This window comes from Nocardia sp. NPDC004168 (assembly GCF_040610355.1).
Classification (GTDB): domain Bacteria; phylum Actinomycetota; class Actinomycetes; order Mycobacteriales; family Mycobacteriaceae; genus Nocardia; species Nocardia sichangensis.
Genome location: NZ_JBEXME010000079.1, coordinates 1 through 4,751 on the forward strand (window position 1 = coordinate 1; position 4,751 = coordinate 4,751).

A 4,751-nucleotide genomic window follows, 5' to 3' on the forward strand; every position below is an offset into this window, starting at 1 on the left:
ACGCCCGCCATCGCCACCGATCGCCACCATCCCAGCCAGCCTCCACGCGAGAAACAACAACAAACAGACACGACGAGAAAACAGCCAGCATCTGCATAGCAATACTAGCCACCCTCTCGCCCCGAGCGCAAAACTCGTAATCATCCAGCCTTTCCTGCACAACCGCGCATCCGCCTATAGCCCACTTTGCAATGTATAAACCAGCACTCCATCGCCGGTGAAACACTTCTCGCGACGATCTGCTGCCATCGGCGACCTTCGCCGTGCGACTCCCGTCAGCAAGATCGTTTGCCCCGACAACGACCGCGCAAGGCGCACAGATCCGAAACCGAATAAATTCCCAACACTGGGAACCGAAGGGCCGAGGCAGTAGCTCAACAATGGTAGGCTGCGATTCGGGCAGCTTGGACAACGGTCCAGTATCCACCCGAATCCGGCTGTCGCGCTGATGGAATCCGCCAGCGCTGGATGTCGAATTCAACAGATCGAATGCGGCGAAATTTATATCACTCCATTCACAGGAAGCAGCCCCAGACTTCCGATGAGCAAGCGTGACCTGCCGAAGGATCGCCGCACATCAAAATTCGAGAAAAGCAGGAGGGTGGTCCAGCCGCCGACTCGTCGGCGAATGCGACAAGATGCTACCGAATGCTTTTTTGGCAGCCCAGACGAGATCCGGGCCACAATCAGCAGCACGCGGATAATCACCCGGCGGATCCAGCGGGTCGTGGTGGAGATCCGACGCTCCGAGCAAGGACTACAACCGTGAAGCATCGCAAGCCGCAACAGGGCAACAGGGTTAGAACCCGCACTTGCGGACCACTCGCGGCCGTTCTAGCCGCAGCTTCCCTCTGCGCGATGCCAGCAGAAGCGGAGCCTGGCACTCCTGATACCACCCCAAGGGTGCCGGACTCGCCTTTCCAGCAGCAAGCGCCGAATAGCCGCCGAGCACCGAGTCAGCCCGGTATCAAAACCCCGGATCCCGAAAAGCCGAGAGAAGACGCGATCCCGGACAGCTCAACACAGCCGGGCGTATCGACGCCACGAACACCCCGTCGACCGACGCCAGAAAGGGACGACAGATCCTCAGCCGACGACGCGGCCCCGAATCTGCCAGGGGACTTTTCGCCGGAGGGCAACAAGGGAGCGGAACCTAAGTCACCAGGAAAACCCCGGCAAGAGCCATACGTGGAAGACATACCATCGGCACCAGCTGTAGAAGCGAATGAACCGCATGTCGAACTCCGCGCAGAAATCGATGGCGGTTTCTATCTTCCCGGGGTTCTCGCCGACGCCCATCAATTCATAGATGCCTCAGGCTACGTTGCCACGATAAGTTATCGAACTCCGACCGCGATGGGGGTAGCAGGAGTGACGATCGAATTCTCGACCGGCGACATGATTCAAATCACCGCATACGGCAGCGACGGCGGTCCACAGCAAGAATCCACGCTAACTCTGGATACAGCATCGTTCAATCGGGCTAGAAATTTGATCGAAAATTGGATCTGGAGCCACCCGGAAGCCGCAGCCGCGGTAGAGTCTGTGATGCGAGTAGATATTTTTCCGGCAGGCGCCTATCCGCCACAAACGGTCGAGGTACTCGGTGTGACCTTCCGATGGGAGGGCGAAATACAAAAGTAGCCATCGGCGAGCAACACGGATGCGCGAGCGGCCACCTAGCGCAAACACCACGCTCCATACCGGCAACACACCTATCGACAAACAGCCGACTCGCTTCTTTCCTGAAGCCAACCGCACCTCGCCCACACTGACGAAGCACCGTGCACCGGAGGGCGACCGATTCTGCTCCCACCACGGGTCAACTCCCCCGAAAGGTGCTATTGTTAAACATCTGATGACCAGCCGTCTGCTGTGCGCCAGCAGTAGGTCGCCGGAGAGGAGTGGAGTGCACGAACCCGGCATGTAGAACATGCCCCTGCAGGCATCGGAAGCCGATGAGCCGAAGCCGAGTAGCCCGAGGGCGAAGATCCGATCCAGCCCTCAGCACGTGGCCCGGATAGACGACATCTGTCGAGAGATGCGAGCCACGAGCTGATTTAGGTTCACATCCACAACATTCCGAGATGGGATATAGACGATCCGGCGTCACAACTGCCGCCGACGAGGAAGCCGATACAGTCATGCCCAACCATGCGAACGCGGTCGTCAACACATCCGCGCGCCCGACCCCGCCACCTCCAAGGAATTGGCAGCCAACACTCCAGCCGCGCCCGATCTGCTCGCAGACGCTTCGCACGCTCATCAACAACACAGAAGAACTCCTCCGAAAGGTTGCGCTTCTGTACAGCGACCCCAATGCGGTCACCAAACCGCCACCGGTCACCGTCCCCCGCACGAAGGCTGAACCGGCCAACGCGATTGCAAGTGAAGCCTTCGATGTTTATCGGCGCAAAAATACTTTGGCACAAATACGGCAAGAAGCGTTTGCGGCAAAAGACGAAGACGTTCACCTGACATCGCAAGCCGTACTCGAGCAACAAGGTCCGATACTTATGGCGATCAAACATGTCGAGGCGGAATTGAATACAACACTCGCCGCGGCAGCGGCATCAGGGCGAAAACTGCGCCCTGAACAGGAGATTCCGCTTACCCGCGCGTTCTCCACGGCGACACGGAAGATACTGGACCTGGTTCTTTCCAGTGTCCGAGCACACGGCGAGATTGCGAACGTGTTCGAGGGCGGACCGCCCCCAAGAGGAGTCGGCAACGAACCGACCGAGAAACAACCGCCATCGGCATCCGAGAGTAAGGCACGAGGTACCGATCCGTCATTGGCCGCACTGCTGAGTTTATTGCCGAAAGGGCTGGAGGAACTGCTCACGACACTGCCGGAGACGCTCGATAAGGTCAACGATCCAGACGGCCGCCGCCCTGATGACGGGATACTCCCGAGCCCAACAAGTTATCCGACAAAATGATCGTATTTCACGGATGCTCACTAGGACTACACCGATAAGAAAGTCGTACCGTACCGTCCGAGAACAAACAGCGACATGGTCTGTGCAGATCGGAAATTACTGGGTTTCCAGCACTTGGCGTGCCGTGTGCATCTCAGATTTTCGATCCATTTCCGCGCCACCACTATGCCATCCGCCTCAGCTCAGAATACCCGCGGCGGTTCCTTTTGTTCGCACGTAATCGGACGCAACGCCGTCGAAGAAGGAGTTCGCTTTGCCCGGCACACCACCGCTCACCTCGGAGTCAAGTCCAGTCGACCGGCCGCCCGGGCCGCGAGGATCACTCGGGCCCACCCTGCGGTTCCAGTACACTCCACTCAGATTTCTTGCCGGAATGCTCGACGAGTACGGCGATATATTCTCCGTCGAGCTTTTGGGAATGCCGATCATCGTACTGAACCACCCGATATTCGTGGATCATGTCTTGAAACGCCAACACTACAATTACGAACGCAGCGGCCCCGCGGTCGAGATGGCACGGGAGATGTTCGGTCGCGGCGTCGGCACTGCGGCAAGGCCTGAGTGGTTGTGGCAGCGCCGCCTTCTTCAGCCAATTTTCCATCGGCAGCGCATAGCCGAGTTCACCGAAATAATGTCATCGGCGATCCAAACCACTCTCCATCGTTGGGACCGGACGGCGTCCTCCGGCGCAACCATAGATGTCGGTGCCGAAATGACCGACCTCTCTTTGAGGATTGTTCTCCGTACACTTTTCGATTTACACCCCGCCGACGCAAAACTTCGTGCCTTGACCGATGCCTTCACGGTTGCGACAAAAGAATTGGCATCGTTCATGCGGTTTCCCGTGCTTCCGCTGTCTGCCCCCACGCCTGGCCATCGCCGATTCCGTCGGGCGTTGGATGCGCTGGATTCGATCACGCACGAGATGATCCGTCAACAAGAGACGGCCCGGGGCTCCCATCGGAGCCTGCTATCGAGGCTCATGGATGCTCGCGACAGCGAAACCGGCGACCGCATGAGCGTGCACCAGCTCCGTGACGAGATATTGACGATGTTGTTCGCTGGACACGAGACGAGCGCCAACACGTTAACCTGGGTTTGGTATCTACTCGGATGCTATCCCGAGGTCGAAGAGCGGTTGCGCGCTGAGATCGACGCCGTCGTCGGTGAGCGGCAGCCATTGATAGCTGACCTGCCACGGCTGGTTTACACCCGGCAGGTCATCCAGGAGACTCTGCGCCTCTATTCCCCTGCCTGGCAGAACTACCGGCAGGCTCTGCAGGACGACGTGATCGGGGGCTACCGGATTCCCGCCGGCACCACCGTTTTCTGGAGCTACTACTTCATACATCGCCACGAGAGCTACTGGCCCGATCCAGAACTGTTCGATCCCGGCCGTTTCAGCGCCGCCCACGGAGCACGCGTGGATCCTCCCGGCTACTACCCCTTCGGGGCCGGCCCCCGCCTGTGCATGGGAAACACCTTTGCAATGGCGGAAATGCAATTGACTATTGCTATGATACTGCAACGCTATCGGCTCATCGCGACGTCGAGTCGACACATCGCCCCCGTTGCCCTGATTACACTGCACCCTCACCGACCGATCACCGTTCACCTCGAGCGCTGCCGTTCTTGACCACCGGTCCGGGAGAATTTAACGCGCAATACCGCTTCGTCGAGCGTGCCGGGTGATGGCGATGAGTTCAGAGCCCTTCTAGTGTTCCGCGCCTGAAATCCGTTGGATATATCGGGCGAGGGAGTCGAGGATTTCCTCGGCGGTTTTGCGCCAGACGAACGGCTGGGGATTCT

3 protein-coding genes are annotated in these 4,751 nt (G+C 58.7%); all 3 read left to right on the plus strand.

Annotated elements, in window-relative coordinates:
* Positions 1 to 1,188: 1,188 nt before the first annotated feature.
* The 3 genes from ABZW96_RS37265 to ABZW96_RS37275 all read left to right on the plus strand — a co-directional run bounded on the left by ABZW96_RS37265 (position 1,189) and on the right by ABZW96_RS37275 (position 4,578).
* Positions 1,189 to 1,644, plus strand: a complete 456-nt coding sequence (locus ABZW96_RS37265; RefSeq protein ID WP_355081559.1) for a hypothetical protein — start codon at positions 1,189 to 1,191, stop codon at positions 1,642 to 1,644.
* A 443-nt stretch (positions 1,645 to 2,087) separates the two neighbouring features.
* Positions 2,088 to 2,942 (plus strand): hypothetical protein, encoded by an 855-nt coding sequence (locus tag ABZW96_RS37270; protein ID WP_355081561.1) that lies wholly within the window; start codon positions 2,088 to 2,090, stop codon positions 2,940 to 2,942.
* Positions 2,943 to 3,195: 253 nt separating this feature from the next.
* Positions 3,196 to 4,578 carry a cytochrome P450 gene (locus ABZW96_RS37275; RefSeq protein ID WP_355081563.1) on the plus strand — a complete coding sequence of 461 codons (1,383 nt, stop codon included), beginning with the start codon at positions 3,196 to 3,198 and terminating at the stop codon, positions 4,576 to 4,578.
* Positions 4,579 to 4,751 lie beyond the last annotated feature (173 nt).

What these genes read in the sequence shown, in the direction of transcription:
- ABZW96_RS37270 (WP_355081561.1), top strand. Translation starts at nt 2,088, where the DNA reads ATGGGATATAGACGATCCGGCGTCACAACTGCCGCCGACGAGGAAGCC.